Consider the following 15310-nt stretch of genomic DNA (forward strand, 5'->3'; position numbering starts at 1 on the left):
CCTGTGGCCCCGGCATGCTGCTCTCGGTCGGCCAGGCAAGGTTGCCTCGCCTCGAACGCGGTCTGGATGGCACTCCGCAGCCAGCAGGGCTCGGCTCAGTCCAGTTCGATGACGGCTTTGATCAACCCGGACTTGTCCTGCGCCCAACGCGGCAGGTCCTGCACTGCCGCCGCCATATTGGTGCGATGCGTGATCAACCGCTCGACCGGCACCTGGCCGTTGCGCATCGCCGCGATGACCCGCGCAAAATCTGGCGACAAGGCGTTGCGGCTGCCTATCACGGTCATTTCCTTGCGGTGGAAATCCCCGTCGGCGAACTTGATATCGCTCTTGACCACGCTGACCAGCGTATAGCGCCCCCCATGCGCCACGAAATCGAAGCCTTTTTCGATGGATGCCGGATTGCCGGTAGCGTCCAGCACCACGTCGAACCCGTCCCCACCGGTCAGCGCGGCCACCGCAGCCTCGGCGCCTTCACTGGCCACGATTGTTCCGGCGATGGCGAACAGGTCGCGCGCTGCCGCAAGACGCCCCTCGTCACGGTCCATCACCGTGACCACCCCTCCCGACAACGTGGCGAACAGCGCAACGCCCAGCCCGATCGGTCCCGCCCCGATCACCAGCACGCGTTCGCCCGTGGCGATGCCGGTGCGCGCCACCGCATGGGCGCCGATGGCCAGAAACTCCACAGCCGCGCAGGCATCCATGCTCAGCCCTTCGGCGTGCAACAGGTTTTGCGGCGGCAGCGACAACAGCCCCGTCATGCCGCCATCGCGATGCACCCCCAGCACGGCAATCTTGGTGCAGCAATTGGGCTTGCCTCGCCGGCAGGCAATGCAGGTGCCGCACGACAGATAGGGATTGACCACCAGCACTTCGCCTGCGACAAAATCGCTCGTCCCTGGATCGACGACTTCCACGGCAAGCTCGTGGCCCATGACCCGCGGATAGGCCAGATAGGGGTGCTTGCCCTCGTAGATATGATAATCCGTGCCGCAAATGCCCACGCGCCGCGGCTTGACCAAGACCTCGCCGGCGCCCCGCTCGATCGGTGAGCGCTCGACCAGCGCCAGCTCGCCCGGGCCATTGCATACCAATGTTTCCATAATGCCATCGACCAATCTGTTGCGCGCAAGTTTCGGGTCATTGCCCGGCTCGGATCGACCGCGCCCGGGCCACCGGGTGCCTAGGGGGCGGACCGACATATCAAAACTGCGGAAATGTTCGTTATGGATAAAAGCCAGCCACTGCCACGTCAAATTGTTTATTCTGGATATAAACCAGACCCTCGTGGCATGGTCGGCATTGCCTCTTGGCTATTGCGTGAGCCGGTAGAGCGCCGATCCATGCGCCGGCAGGATCGCTGCAACCACGTTCGACACCGTCCCAAGATCGGCTCCCGACCATAAATCGACAACCCGCACCACGCCCGCAACGCCGATCCGTCCGAGCTTGAACGACACGTGTTTGTCCCCGGCACTGGTATTGAACAAAGCGAGGTAAAAATCCTCGGACCCTTCCGCCCTGGCGCTCCAGATACGCGTGCCGTCCGCCTCGAAATGCGGCTGGTTGTCATGGCTGGCCTGGTTGACCTGCAAAACCTGCCGATTGGTCAGCAGCGCCAGCGTAGCACCATCGAGATGGCGCAGGTCGCCCCCCATGATCAGCGGCGAACGGGCGATGGCCCATAGCGTCATCAGCGTCTGCTGCTCGTCCGGCGTGAAGCGGCTGTCGCGCTTGCCCAAGGCCAGGCGTCCCAGGGGCAGCATGTCGGCATCGGGCCAGGCACCCGGCCGGCGATGGCTGTTCCAATTTTCCAGGCGGGTGAACTGGGCCTCCAGCATCGCCCATTCGTCCCAGAAGTCGTCGCTGATGCGCCACATCTGCGCGAACCGGGCGACATGATCACCCCGCAGCACCGGCGTTTCGCCCGGCGACAGCGACAACACCATGGCCCTGCCACTGGCTTTGATCGCCCGGTGCGCCGCTTCGATTTCTGCTGCATGGGCGTCATAGGGCCGGCTCATGTCGTCCATCTTGATGAAATCGACGCCCCAGGCGGCGTAGAGGGCAAAGATGCTGTCGTAATAGGCCTGCGCGCCCGGCTTGCTCATGTCGATGCCATACATGTCCGGGTTCCAGCTGCAGATGCTGGCGGTATCGGCAATGTCGCTTGCATGCACGTTCGTGCCCAGGACCGGCAGGTTCAACGCCACGGCATGGCGCGGAATGCCCCGCATGATGTGAATGCCGAACTTCAGGCCCAGGGCATGGACCTGATCGGCGATTGCACTGAAGCCCTTGCCGTCAGCCGCGGACGGAAACCGGTTGAGCGCCGGCATCACCCGGCCATGACCGTCCATCGTCGGGACAGGATTGGGATTGTAATTATAGCTGGCGGCCTCCGGCTCGTACCACTGGATATCGATGGTGAACACGTCATAGCCAAACGGCAACAACCGCTCCGCCATGATCCCCGCGGTCTCGAGCGCCTGCGCTTCGGTGATCGTCGTGGCAAAGCTGTTCCAGCTGTTCCAGCCCATCGGCGGCCGTGGCGCCAGAACCTCGTCTGATCCGATACTGTTTTGGTCTGCCATCATTGTCTCCAGTTCGGCCAGGCCGGCAATGGCTCGCTCGCATCAGGCTTGTGGCCTTATAGCCAGCCAATGGGCCAAGGCAAACGCCATCGTCTCTGGGCGCCTCTTTCGTGCGATCCCTATTGCGCTGCCTTGCGTCTTGCGCGACTGAGATATGTCGCCTTTCCGCAAGCGCAGTGGCAGATGAAGACCGACACCGTCTATAAGCTCGCCTTCAATCAAATGCTCGACCTGGTCGTTGCGGCAGGCCGAGGTTCGCCGCTGGCCTCCGAAAACGAACTCAGCCGCCAACTCGGCGTCAGCCGCACCACCGTGCGCAAGGTGCTGGCCGAGCTCGGCGAGCGTGGCGTCGTGGCCCTGCACAAGCGCGGCGAGCGGGTGGTCGAACTGGTCCCCAGGGATGGGCGCTTTCCCGTGGACCAAACGGTCCCCAACTCCACCCAGGTGGAAAAGCGCTTCCTCGAATGGATGCTGCGCGGCGATGCCAAGCCGGGCTCGATGATCAACGAGCTGGACCTCGCGCGCCAGTTCAGCGTCGGCACCACCGGCATCCGCGAATTTCTCAATCGCTTCAGCCGCTTTGGCCTGATCGAAAAGCGGCCCAATGCCGGCTGGCTATTCAAGGGCTTCAACGACACGTTTGCGCTCGAGCTTTTTGAAATCCGCGAACTGTTCGAGATGCGCTCGGCGCTTGGCTTCGCGCGCATCGACCCTCGAGCCAAGCTGTGGACCAGCCTTGCCGCACTGCGGCAGGAGCATCTGGACCTGCTCACCACCTTCGACGACCGCTTCCACGATTTTTCGGACCTCGACAACCGCTTTCACCGGCTGATCAACACGGCGGTCCCCAACCGCTTCATCGACGATTTCTACGATATCATCACCTTCATCTTCCACTACCATTACCAGTGGAACAAGCGCGACGAACGCCAGCGCAACCGCGTCGCCATCCAGGAACACCTGGACTATATCGACGCCCTGTTCAGCCGCGACGAAAGCCAGGTCCAGGCCGCCTGTGCCCGCCACCTGCAGTCGGCCCGCATCACCTTGCTCGCTGCGGTCTCCGCCAACTGAAGTCGGAAACCTCATCCGGCATGATCGAAAATTGAAACGATAACCTTTTTTCTCGATAAAGAACATTGACCTTTCGTGGCGCTCGCCCTACCCCTTTGGCCACCAGAAACCGGCATGCTGGCATCAAGCCACCTTGGCCGCGCTGCACATTGGTGAGTCATGACCGACCTCGAACTCTGGTACAAGCAGCCCGCGGCCGCATGGACGCAGGCCCTGCCCTTGGGCAATGGACGCCTGGGGGCAATGGTCTTTGGCGATGTGTCCCGCGAACGCCTGCAGATCAACGAAAGCACTTTTTTCACCGGCGGGCCCTATAGGCCGCTCAACCCGGAAGCCCTCGAGTACCTGCCCGAGGTGCGCCGCCTGATCTTTGCCGGCGAATATCGCGCCGCCGAAGCCCTGGCGCATGGCCACATGATGGCCAAGCCTTACCTGCAGATGTCCTATCAGCCCATCGGCGACGTGCTGATCAATTTCCATCACAACATGAACGCCAAGGACTACCGGCGGTCGCTGGACCTGCAGACCGCCATTGCCACCACCGCCTATACCGCCGGCGGGATGCGCTACACCCGCGAGGCGTTTGTTTCTCCGGTCGCCGGCGTGCTGGTCTATCGCGTGTCCGCAAGCGAGCCGGGCAAAGTCAATATCGATGTCGGCATGAGCAGCCCGCAACCTGGCGACATGCAGCCCTCAACCACCGATACCGTGTCCTATGCCGGCCGCAACCGGCGTGAGCAGGGCGTCGACGGCGCGTTGCGCTTCGGCTTTGCGGCCCGCATCGTGGCCAATGGCGGGCTGGTCACCACCAGCCCCGAAACGGTGCGGGTGCAGCGGGCGGACAGTGCGATCGTTCTGGTCGACGCTGCCACCAGCTTTTGCCGCTACGACGATGTCTCGGGCGACCCGGATGCCCTGGTCACCACCCGCCTCGACGCCGCCGCCGCACAGACCTTCGAGCATCTGCGTGGCGCGCACGTGGCCGAACACCGCCGCCTGTTCGCTTGCCTCTCGATCGATCTGGGGCACACGCCGGCCGTGCAATTGCCGACCGATGAGCGCATCGTCAACGCCGGTAAACAGCCCGACCCCGCCTTGGCCGCGCTGTTTACCCAATATGGCCGTTACCTGATGATTTCAAGTTCGCGCCCCGGCACCCAGCCGGCCAATCTGCAAGGGCTGTGGAACGAGGAAATCAAGCCCAGCTGGGGCAGCAAATACACCACCAATATCAATCTGGAGATGAACTACTGGCTGCCCGATCCGGCCAATCTGGCCGAGTGCTTCGAGCCGCTGATCGCCCTGGTGGAAGATATCGCCCAGACCGGTCGCGAGACCGCCCGCATCCATTATGGCGCGCGCGGCTGGGTGCTGCACCACAATACCGATCTGTGGCGCGCCACCGGCCCGGTCGATGGTCCCCAATGGGGCCTGTGGCCGATGGGTGGCGCCTGGCTCTGCGCCCAGTTGTGGGATCACTACCAGTTTTCGCCCGATCCTGCGCTGCTGGCGCGCATCTATCCCCTGCTGCGCGGCGCCACCGAATTCCTGCTCGACTATCTGGTCGAAGCCCCGTCCGGCGTCCTGGTGACGGTGCCCAGCCTGTCCCCCGAAAACGGGCATCCTTTCGGCGCCGCTCTCTGCGCGGGACCGGCCATGGACAACCAGATCATGCGCGACCTGTTTGGCGCCGTGATCACTGCCACGAGCGAACTGGGCGTTGATGCCGCCCTGTCCGACCAGGTTTCGGCAAGCCTTGCCCGGCTCGGTCCCGATCGGATCGGCAAGGCCGGGCAGTTGCAGGAATGGGCCGACGATTGGGATCTCGACGTTCCCGAACCTCTGCACCGCCACGTTTCCCATCTTTATGGGCTCTATCCCAGCTGGCAGATCGATCGAACTACGACGCCGGAGCTGGCTGCGGCCGCCCGCCGCTCGCTGGAATTGCGCGGCGACGATGCCACCGGCTGGGGCATTGGCTGGCGGCTGAACCTGTGGGCCCGCCTGGGTGAGGGCGAGCGCGCTGCGGCCGTCCTGGCCAAATTGCTCAGTCCCGACCGCTCCTATCCCAATCTGTTCGATGCCCATCCGCCCTTCCAGATCGATGGCAATTTTGGCGGCGCCGCCGGCGTCCTCGAAATGCTGGTCCAGTCGCGCACCGGACATATCGACATCTTGCCCGCCCTGCCCGCGCAATGGCTTTCGGGCAATGTAGCGGGCGTCCGCGCCCGTGGCGGCGTCGTGGTCGACGTCCATTGGCATGACGGCAGGCCGACGCAAGTCAAGCTGCACGGACAACCGCAAAAGGCATTCCGGCTGCATTTCGGCGCGATCACCATCGACATCGTCATTCCCCAGGACGGCGTCGCGGTAGTGCGGTTTGCGGCGGGGCGCTTCGAAGTGGCCCCCTAGCCCGACGCCTTGGGTGGCCGCGTGCTCTGGCGCAGGATGATCGTGCAGTCGAGCATCAACGTGCGCGGCAGGGTTCGCTGGGCCCCGTTGACATGGCCCATCACCACCTCGCCGATGGCCAGCCCCATCTCGGCGCTCGGCTGGGCGATCGCGGTGATGCCCGGCGACATCTGCCGGAACAGCTCGACATCGTCGAAGCTGATCAGCGAAACATCACGCCCCACGGTGATGTCGTGGGTCCGGAAATAGTCGATCACCGCAAAAGCCAGGACGTAGTTGGCGGTGAAAATCGCCGTTGGCGGCACCTCCAGCTGCATCAAGCGCTCGATGCCGATGGCGGCATCCGGCCGGTTCCAGCTGCCCCCCACGATGTAGCGGGGGTCCGCCGCAATCCCCGCTTCGGCCAGCGCCTCGCAATAGCCCGCCTGCCGCTCGCGCGCGGTCATCTCGCGCATGTCGCCCCCGATATGGGCAATATGGCGATGACCCATGTCAATCAAGTGCCGTACCCCCTGCCGGGCGAATTCGCGGTTTCGGGCGAACACGCGATCGACCGCCAGGTCGGGCACGTCGTTGTTGAAGAACACCACCGGAATGCCATGCTCGACCAGCGCTGCCACCTGCCGGCGCACTTCGCTGACCCCCGGCGTCACCACCGCATTGACCCGGTGGTTCTGGAAAAACTCCATGGCCATGGCCAGCGTCTGGGGGTCCCCTTCATGCTTGTGGGTCAGCAGCACCTGCCCCTCGCTGGCCAGGCTCCGCGTCAGGCTTGCCAGCACCTCGGCGAAGAATTCGTCATATCCCGGCACCAGCAAGGCCACCATATTGGTGCGCTCGGTGCGCATCGCCTTGGCTGCCGCATTGCGATTGTAGCGCAACGCCGTGATCGCCTTGTCGATGGCCTCGCGCTTGGGCTGGCGGATCACGATGCCGTTGAGATAGCGCGAGACCGTGCCCACCGAAACGCTGGCGCGCTGCGCAACGTCCACGATCGTTGCAGCGCGTGGCCTGCCGACAGGTTTCACCGACCCCTCCATGTCATGACCCTGGTCATCGCGCGGCCATGTCGCTCTTTCATGCCCCAAACCGCCGCGCCGCGCCACAGCTGCAGCAGCGCTTGGCAAGTTTTTTATGCGCAAAGAACAAACAGCTTGCTTTTGGCAGCTAAATGGACAACGTTTCATTCTGGCTATGCGAACCATAACGGCGGCGTAGCGGGAGGAACCGAAATGACCAACACCAATCAAGTGACGTCCGTTTCGCGTCGGGCCGGCGCGATGAACCGCCGCACGGTGCTGATGGCGGGTGCCAGCCTTGCCGTTCTCGCCGGGCTTGCGCCGATGGCGATGGCCCAGGACCTCAGCGGCGAAGTGGTGCTGCTGAACTGGAACGGCGGCACCGATTTCGATCAGATCAAGGAACTGCAGGCGGCCTTCGTCGCGGCCCACCCCGGCGTGACCTTCACCAACGTGACCACGACCGGCACCGGCGACCAGCGCGGCGCCATCCGCACCGCCCTGCTCGGCGGCCAGACGGCAGACCTTTTGATCAATGCCTGGCCGGCATTCCGCAAGGAACTGGCCGATGCGGGCCTGTTGCGCGACCTGGGCCCCATGTGGGATGCGGCCAAGCTGGGCGACAATCTGGCCGATACCTGGAAGGAGCAGGGCTCTACCGACGGTGTGCTTTATGGCATCACCCATACCTATGGCGATCGCTCGGCACTGTATTACAACAAGAAGGTCTTCGAAAAAGCCGGCATCGAGGCACCCACCACCTGGGAAGAGTTCCTGGCCTCCTTCCCCAAGCTGAACGCCATCAACGTCACCCCGATCGGCCTGGGCGCCAAGGTATGGTCGCATGGCGAGTTCTTCGAGACCCTGCTGCTGCGCACCGCCGGCACCGAGACTGCCGCCAAGCTGGCCACGCACGAAGTGGCCTGGACGGACCCCGCCGTCAAGACGACGTTCGTCAAATGGCGCGAACTGATCGATGCCGGCGCATTCGGCGATATCAGCGTGGCTCTCGCCAGCGACGACGCCATGATGACCGACAATGTGCTCAAGAACGGCACCTATGGTTCGCACTTGATCGGGCCCTGGACCAATGCCTATGCCAAATCGACGCTGGGGCTGAACGAAGGCGTCGACTACAGCATCTACCAGTTCCCCGCTCTGGGCGAAGGCCATGACGATACCTCCAGCATCGACACCAACGAATATGTCGGTCTCAGCACGGGCGCCAATCCCGCCGTTGCCGATGCGTTCCTGGCTTGGATAACCACCGCCGAAGCCGCCAATATACTCGCCAAGTCCGGCAAGGCCTCTCCGAGCAACAAGGTTGACACCAGCCTCTATGGCCCCGTCCTGGCCATTGCGGTCGACAACGTCGCCAAGTCCAAGCTGCAATTCGTGCTTGGCGATCTGCTGCCCGGCGATCTGGTCGACGAATATCGCGTGCAGTTGCAGAAGTTCCTGCTCGATCCCAGTGACGCTGGTATCGAAACGGTCACGGCCGCCATCGAAGCCAAAGCCGCGACGGCCTACTAATGAGCCAGTCCGCTATTGCACCAGGCAATGCGGGGCTCGTCGCCACCACTCCTCCCGGAGGCAGCAGCCGGCGCAAGCCGGCTGCGATCCGGCGGTTCAGGCTGGGTGACGTGCCGGCAGCCTATCTCTTGCTGGCACCCGTCCTCATCCTGTTCGCCTTTTCGGTCATCTACCCGCTCGCCGACACCGTCCGGCTGAGCCTTTTCGACATCAAGGGCCTCGGCAAGCCCAAATTCGTCGGCCTGGGCAATTACCTGGCGCTGTTCAACGACCCCGATTTCCGCCGCGTCATCGTCACCACCTTCACCTGGACCGTGATGTCCACCGTGCTGTCGGTCGGCATCGGCTGGATGCTGGCGATCGTCTGCGCCTTTTCGCCCCAGGCGACGCTCATCCCCCGCATGGTCATCTTCGCCGCCTTCGGCATTTCCGAAGCCGTCACCGGCTTCATGTGGGCGGGCATCTACCGTCCCGACGCCGGCGGCATGCTCAACGGCATTCTGGGCTTTGTCGGGCTGGGCCAGTTCGCCCACCCCTGGCTGGGCGACTCGCAAACCGCGCTCTGGTGCCTGATCGTGGCCTATTCTTGGGCGCAGGTGGGCTTGCCCCTGATCGTGATTTTTGCGGCGGCCCAGGCCGTACCCAGATCGACTATCGAAGCCGCCTACATGGACGGGGCGCGCCCGCTCGCCATCATGTGGCACATCATTGCGCCCCTGGCCATGCCGGGCGTCCGCGTCGCCATTTTCATCAATCTCCTGGGCAGCCTGCGCGCCTTCGACATGATCTATATCCTGACCGCCGGCGGGCCGGTGCGCTCCACTGAAACGGTGGGTTACTTCATGTATCGGGAGTCGTTCACCCAGTTCAAGCTGGGCTATGGCGCTGCCGCGACCATGATCCTGCTCGCCGCCGTGCTCCTCGTGTCCATCCCTGCGATCCTGCAGCGGACCAAGGAGGCACGATGATCGGACGCGCCCCGCGCTGGATCCCCATTGTGGTCTGGGTGGCTTGCCTGTTCTGGGCCATTCCGATCCTGGGCATTCTGGTCACCTCCATCCGCCCGCCTGCCGACGTCATCGCCGGCTGGTGGAACCTCGACAAGGTCACGCTGACGCTCAATGCCTGGATCACCGTCTGGCAGAAGTATCCTCTGGCCCAAGGGATACTGGTCTCGGCCCAACTCTCGATCCTGGCCACGCTGGGCACCATGTTCCTGACGCCGGCCGCGGCCTATGCCTTCCAGTTCCTGCGCTTTCCGTTCCGGCGCACCATCCTGGTCATCATCATCAACGCCTTCGTGCTACCCCAGCAGGTTATCATCATCCCGCTATTCCAGCTCTGGCGGTCCACCGGCATGATCGACAACGTGCTCTCGGTCTTGATCCCCTATGTGGGCCTGAGCTTTGCCTGGTCCATCTACCTCGTCAAAAACTTCCTCGAGGACTTCCCCAAGGAACTGATCGAAGCTGCGCGCATCGATGGCTGCGGCGCCTTTTCCACCTTCTTTCGCGTCGTGCTGCCCAATTCGCTCAGCCCCATCTTCGCCTTGGGCATCCTGCAGTTCCTGTTCTGCTGGAACGCGCTGCTTTTGCCGCTGCTGTTCCTGCGCACCCAGGCGCCGTTGCCGGTGCTGTTCTCCCAGATCGTGGGCACGCACGACCTGAACTACGACCTGCAGGCCGTGGCGGCGATCGTCACCACCACGGTGCCGCTGATCATTTTCATCATCTTTCAACGACAATTCGCTGCTGGCTCGATGTCGCGCAGCGGCAACAAGGAATAGTCCATGCCTGTCCGCCAGCCGAGCAAGCCGCTGCGCTACCGCCAGATCCATCTCGATTTCCACACCTCCGAGCACATCCCCGCGATCGGTGCCGATTTCGATGCCGACGATTTCGTCAAGACGCTGAAAGCCGCGCATGTGGACTCGATCACCATCTTTGCCAAATGCCATCATGGCTGGGCCTATTACCCCACCACCATCGGCTTTCCCCATCCGCAATTGGCCCGGCCCGACCTGATGGGCGAAATGGTCGAGGCTTGCGCTGCCGCCGATATCGAAACCCCCATCTACATCACCGTGCAATGGGACGAGCGCTCGGCCCGCGAAAATCCCGAATGGCGCGTGGTCAGCGCCACCAATCGCTACCAGCACGGCCTCAACGCCGATCCATCCGCGCTCAAGCAATTGAGCCCGGCCTGGCACACTATCTGCCTCAACCACAAGGAATACCGCGACTACGTGCTGGAGCAGGCCCGCGAGGTCGCGACGCGCTACCCCACGCAGGGGCTGTTCTTTGACATCGTGGGCACCCATGATTGCGTCTGCGATGCGTGTATCAAACGCATGCACGAGCATGGGCTCGATCCCTTGAACCCCGCCGATCGGCTGCGCAACGACGAGGAAGTCAACGAAGTCTTCCGCCAGGAAATCAGCCAGGCGCTGTTCCAGCGCTTCCCGAACCTGCGCGTGTTCTACAATTATGGCCATATCAACAAGAACGGCCCCGAACGCTTCTCCACCTATACCCATCTGGAACTCGAAAGCCTGCCCACCGGCGGCTGGGGCTATGACCACTTTCCCTCAAGCGCCCGCTATGCAGCCCCCCTCGGCTTCGACTTCCTGGGTCAGACCGGCAAGTTCCACACCAGCTGGGGTGAATTTGGCGGCTTCAAGCAGCCCCAGGCGCTCGAATACGAGATCATGCAAATGTCGGCCCTGGGCGCCAAGAGCCTGGTCGGCGACCAGTTGCACCCCAATGGCGCCATCAACCACGATACCTATAAATCGATCGCGCCTGCCTATGCGCGGCTGGAAAAACTCGAGCCTTTTCTGCGCGGCGCCCGGCAGGTTTCTGAAATCGCCATCTTGTCGGCCGAGTTCTATCATCCCGAATATCGTCGCAACCACGAAAGCGACGACGGCGCCGCCCAGATGCTGCAGGAGCTCAAGCGGCCCTTCGACGTCATCGACGGGTTCGCCGATTTCTCACCCTATCGCCTGATTATCCTGCCCGACGACATTCCGGTGGCAGCCGACCTTGCCGCCCGCCTCAACGCCTATGTCGCAGCCGGCGGCAAATTGCTGCTCTCGGACAAATCGGGCCTTGATCCGCAGGGTCAGGGCTTCGCCCTGGATCTGGGAATTACCCAAGGGGCCGCGCCCGTCACCTTCCTGCCCTCCTATATCCGGGCGGGCACCGACCTCGATGCCAGCCTGCCCGAAGCCCCGTTCGTTGCCTATGCCCAGGCACAGACCATCACTGCGCATGGCGCCACGGTGCTTGCCGATATCGTGCCATCCTATTTCAACCGCTCCTACAGGCATTTCTCCTCCCATCAGCATGCGCCGGACGATCCGGCGGCCGCACCCCTGGGCGCCGCCGTCACCGAGCACAACGGCATGGCCTATGTGGCTTATCCGATTTTCCGGCTCTATCGCGATGTAGGCCAGCCGCTCTACAAATACGTCGTGCGCGGCCTGCTCGACCGGCTGCTGCCCGATCCGGCCTTTACCACCGATCTCCCATCGGCGGGCCGTGCCACGCTGACCCACCAGGCCGCCGAGAACCGGCATGTCCTGCACCTCCTGTTCGGCGCCCCCCAGATCCGTGGCAAGGCGCTCCCCAACGAGAACGGCGGCAGCCGGCCAATGGAAATGATCGAGGATATTCCCACCCTGGGGCCGGTCACCGCCGCCGTGCGCCTCAAGGCAAGACCTTCCCGTGTCTATGATGCAGCGAGCGGGGACGACCTCGATTGGAGTGCCGACGACGCGGGCGTGGTCACCGTCAGGTTGCCGGGCCTGCACATTCACCGCGCCGTCGTGCTGGACGGTGCGCGATGATCGCGCCACAGCCGCGACGGGGAGGCCGCCATGGCGCGCGTTGATCTTCGCAATATCGGCAAATCCTACGGGCAGGTCTCGGTCATCAAGGATTTGAACCTGAGCATCGACGACGGTGCCTTCACCGTTTTCGTCGGGCCTTCGGGCTGCGGCAAGTCGACCCTGTTGCGCATGATTGCAGGGCTCGAGCCGATCACCAGCGGCGATGTCGAGATCGATGGGCGGCGCGTCAACGACGCCGACCCCATCGAGCGCGGCGTGGCCATGGTGTTCCAGAACTACGCCCTTTACCCCCACATGACGGTGCACCAGAACATCAGCTTCTCGCTGCGCATGGCGCGCCTGCCAAAGGATGAAATTGCCCGCCGGGTGGCGGTGGCAGCTGCGACCTTGCAGATCGAGCCGCTGCTCAAGCGCCGGCCGTCGCAACTGTCGGGCGGACAGCGCCAGCGCGTCGCCATCGGACGCGCCATCGTGCGCGATCCCGAGGTATTCCTGTTCGACGAACCGCTCAGCAATCTCGATGCCGAACTGCGCGTCTCCATGCGGGTGGAAATTGCCAAGCTGCACCGCCAGCTCGGCTCCACCATGGTCTATGTGACCCACGACCAGACCGAAGCGATGACCCTGGCCGACAAGATCGTCGTCATGCGCGACGGCAAGGTGGAACAGGCCGGCACCCCCGAGGAGCTTTACGATAATCCGCGCAACCTGTTCGTGGCCGGCTTTATCGGCTCCCCGCGCATGAACTTCCTCAAGGGCAAGCTGCAGGCCGATACCCTGACCCTGGCCGATGGCACCAGATTGGCCATCAAGGGCCCCGATGGCGAACTAATGGTCGGCATCCGGCCCGAACATTTCGTCCCCGAACAGGCCGGCCAGGCCAGCATCGCCTTCAATGTCGATGTGGTGGAAAATCTGGGCGGCACCCGCTACCTTTATGGCACCACCGCCTCGGGTGAAAACCTGGTGGTCGAAGTGCGTGAACAGCCCGGCATCAAGCCTGGCGATCGGCTCCAGATCGGCCTGCCGCAAAACCGCCTGCACCTGTTCTCCCCGCAAGGAAACCGCATCGCCGCCACCAGCAGACCCTGAGGTGGGCATTGCCATGGCCCGCTGGACACGAGCGCCCGACCATGGCAGGACCGTGCGACAAATCCGCTCGCGCTGGCGGCGCCGGATTTGCGGCCGGGAATATGAACCTTTTTCGCGCCCATGGATTCTGTGCGTAGAGCAAGCTGCGACAGCTGGGGCTGGTTTTCGCAACATACCTTGCCCCCAACCAGCAGCGAGATCGGCCATGGCCTATGAACCCCCAACCCAACGCCAGCCCAAGGGCGACCACAACCGGCGCCTGTCGCTGGGCCTCGACCCCGACGACTTTGCGGCCGAAGCCGGCATCACCACCGAGCAGTTGCGCGACTATGAACGCACCTCGCCCGACCATCGCTTCGATGCCGCGGTGGCCCAGCGCGTAGGCGAAACGCTGGAACGCCTCGAGGCCGTCCTGCCCAATTCCCAGACCGGCCGTCAGCACACTGCAGGCGAGGCCACGCCGGACGATGTCGGACAAGCGCCGCCAACGGAAGATCCATCGAACCAGGCTGCACCGCGCGATCCCCGCTACACTGCGGCGGCAAGCGACGGCGCGCCAAGCACGATCCGGCCCATGCCCCCCTACACGCCGCGCCAACCCGCGAACACCGGCAGCGATCTTCCTGGCGCGGACGGCCAATCCTCGGCTGGCGCCGACAAGGACACCTACGACTGAGGCTCGCCATAAAGCCGAACGACAGCAAGAACCAATCCGCGATGACCCACAAAGGGGCCGACGGGGGCGCCAACGACACCGGCGAAACGGACAAGCGTGCCCGTGATGCCCAGAAAGGCGCCGAAGACCCACAACGACGCCCCTCTGCCCCTTGACGGTCCACCTGACCAGCGCCGCCCCCTTGAGCAGGGGCTGTGTCTGCGACACCCGGCGGAACTCCCGTCCCCAGAGACCGTTCCAGGGCACCACAGACCGCCTGGCTCAGCCCAGGCGCGGCATAGGAGACGGAATTGACCCATGATGATGAAGATTTAACCAGTGCCGAGTCGATCGCTGGCGCGATGCAGATTTTTTTCGCCGGTGCCGTCAGCGTCTGGCTCTTGGTCGGGGCCTTTGGCCTGTTTGTCGTCTATCAAGGACAGCATCAGGCCGCCGCTACCGCCACCGACCAACCCGCCACCGATCCGAGCAAGGCCGTAGGCGCTCCGCCCCCGCCATGACCGATGCCGACGGCCACAAGCGCCGTACCGCAAAAGCTGCGATGCCCGGCCTACTTCCGCCGACGCACCGCGCTCGGTCGCAACCCGCTCGGCAGCATGGTGCGCATCGCGTTGGGCATCGTGGTGTTCACCGCAATTTTCGGCACGATCTTCTATCTGGCACGGTCCGGGGGCTAACCTGGATTATGATCCTGTCGCCCCAAGGGCCACGAGGACAATGATCACGACGCCCGCGCCAAGCATGGCCACCAGTCCCAGATAGATCGAGCCGCCTTTCACCCTGTGCACCCGTTCCGGCTGCTTCGGGCTCGAGGCCTCGGCAAGGCGAAGCTCGGGCCCGGTCGGCGGTTGCCCGCCGGCTTCGGCATCGGTGCCCAGGGGGGCCGTTGCCGGATCGGGCATGGCGATTTTCTCGCCCGTCTCTCCTTTGTCGATGCGATCACGAAGCTGTTCGGTTGTTGGCGTACCCATGATAGTCTCCTTGCGTACGGCAGCCCAATGCGTCGCGGTCCCGTTCAGTGCGGGCTCTAACCTGAGTTAGACGAGCCGAACCA

14 protein-coding genes are annotated in these 15310 nt (G+C 63.7%); 10 read left to right on the plus strand and 4 right to left on the minus strand.

Translation table 11 applies throughout. The features are described from left to right. Nucleotides 1–95: 95 nt before the first annotated feature. On the minus strand, nucleotides 96–1106 hold the full coding sequence (locus ACFE8X_RS06795) for a zinc-binding alcohol dehydrogenase family protein (protein ID WP_375450696.1): 1011 nt from the start codon (nucleotides 1104–1106) through the stop codon (nucleotides 96–98). A gap of 210 nt (nucleotides 1107–1316) precedes the next feature. Beyond that, nucleotides 1317–2597 (minus strand): glycoside hydrolase family 27 protein, encoded by a 1281-nt coding sequence (locus ACFE8X_RS06800; protein WP_375450697.1) that lies wholly within the window; start codon nucleotides 2595–2597, stop codon nucleotides 1317–1319. A 183-nt stretch (nucleotides 2598–2780) separates the two neighbouring features. On the opposite strand from ACFE8X_RS06800, the gene ACFE8X_RS06805 reads away from it, so the two are divergent. Further along, complete coding sequence (locus tag ACFE8X_RS06805) at nucleotides 2781–3671, plus strand: GntR family transcriptional regulator (protein ID WP_375450698.1); 891 nt, start codon at nucleotides 2781–2783, stop codon at nucleotides 3669–3671. A 159-nt stretch (nucleotides 3672–3830) separates the two neighbouring features. Next, the gene (locus ACFE8X_RS06810) at nucleotides 3831–6083 is read left to right on the plus strand and encodes a glycoside hydrolase N-terminal domain-containing protein (protein ID WP_375450699.1); all 2253 of its coding nucleotides are present in this window, start codon (nucleotides 3831–3833) and stop codon (nucleotides 6081–6083) included. Here the strand turns inward: ACFE8X_RS06810 and ACFE8X_RS06815 are convergent. Continuing rightward, nucleotides 6080–7111 carry a LacI family DNA-binding transcriptional regulator gene (locus tag ACFE8X_RS06815; protein WP_375450700.1) on the minus strand — a complete coding sequence of 344 codons (1032 nt, stop codon included), beginning with the start codon at nucleotides 7109–7111 and terminating at the stop codon, nucleotides 6080–6082. The two genes, ACFE8X_RS06810 and ACFE8X_RS06815, sit on opposite strands and share 4 nt — an antisense overlap. A gap of 204 nt (nucleotides 7112–7315) precedes the next feature. On the opposite strand from ACFE8X_RS06815, the gene ACFE8X_RS06820 reads away from it, so the two are divergent. From ACFE8X_RS06820 to ACFE8X_RS06855, 8 genes are all read left to right on the plus strand, one after another. Beyond that, entirely contained in the window at nucleotides 7316–8635 is a 1320-nt protein-coding gene (locus ACFE8X_RS06820; RefSeq protein WP_375450701.1) for an ABC transporter substrate-binding protein, read from the plus strand. Then, on the plus strand, nucleotides 8635–9603 hold the full coding sequence (locus ACFE8X_RS06825) for a carbohydrate ABC transporter permease (protein WP_375450702.1): 969 nt from the start codon (nucleotides 8635–8637) through the stop codon (nucleotides 9601–9603). The genes ACFE8X_RS06820 and ACFE8X_RS06825 overlap by 1 nt, the downstream gene beginning before the upstream one ends. After that, the gene (locus tag ACFE8X_RS06830; protein ID WP_375450703.1) at nucleotides 9600–10421 is read left to right on the plus strand and encodes a carbohydrate ABC transporter permease; all 822 of its coding nucleotides are present in this window, start codon (nucleotides 9600–9602) and stop codon (nucleotides 10419–10421) included. Before ACFE8X_RS06825 ends, ACFE8X_RS06830 begins: the two co-directional genes overlap by 4 nt. Before the next feature lie 3 nt (nucleotides 10422–10424). After that, nucleotides 10425–12485: an alpha-L-fucosidase gene (locus ACFE8X_RS06835; protein ID WP_375450704.1), complete on the plus strand. Its 2061-nt coding sequence runs from the start codon at nucleotides 10425–10427 to the stop codon at nucleotides 12483–12485. A 30-nt stretch (nucleotides 12486–12515) separates the two neighbouring features. Beyond that, entirely contained in the window at nucleotides 12516–13580 is a 1065-nt protein-coding gene (locus tag ACFE8X_RS06840) for an ABC transporter ATP-binding protein (protein WP_375450705.1), read from the plus strand. Between the two features lie 205 nt (nucleotides 13581–13785). Further along, entirely contained in the window at nucleotides 13786–14256 is a 471-nt protein-coding gene (locus ACFE8X_RS06845; protein WP_375450706.1) for a hypothetical protein, read from the plus strand. Between the two features lie 290 nt (nucleotides 14257–14546). After that, complete coding sequence (locus ACFE8X_RS06850) at nucleotides 14547–14756, plus strand: hypothetical protein (protein ID WP_375450707.1); 210 nt, start codon at nucleotides 14547–14549, stop codon at nucleotides 14754–14756. Between the two features lie 3 nt (nucleotides 14757–14759). After that, nucleotides 14760–14933: a hypothetical protein gene (locus ACFE8X_RS06855; protein ID WP_375450708.1), complete on the plus strand. Its 174-nt coding sequence runs from the start codon at nucleotides 14760–14762 to the stop codon at nucleotides 14931–14933. Between the two features lie 6 nt (nucleotides 14934–14939). On the opposite strand, the gene ACFE8X_RS06860 is transcribed toward ACFE8X_RS06855, so the two are convergent. Then, entirely contained in the window at nucleotides 14940–15227 is a 288-nt protein-coding gene (locus tag ACFE8X_RS06860; protein WP_375450709.1) for a hypothetical protein, read from the minus strand. Nucleotides 15228–15310 lie beyond the last annotated feature (83 nt).

It is taken from the genome of uncultured Devosia sp. (assembly GCF_964244875.1).
Lineage (GTDB): Bacteria > Pseudomonadota > Alphaproteobacteria > Rhizobiales > Devosiaceae > Devosia.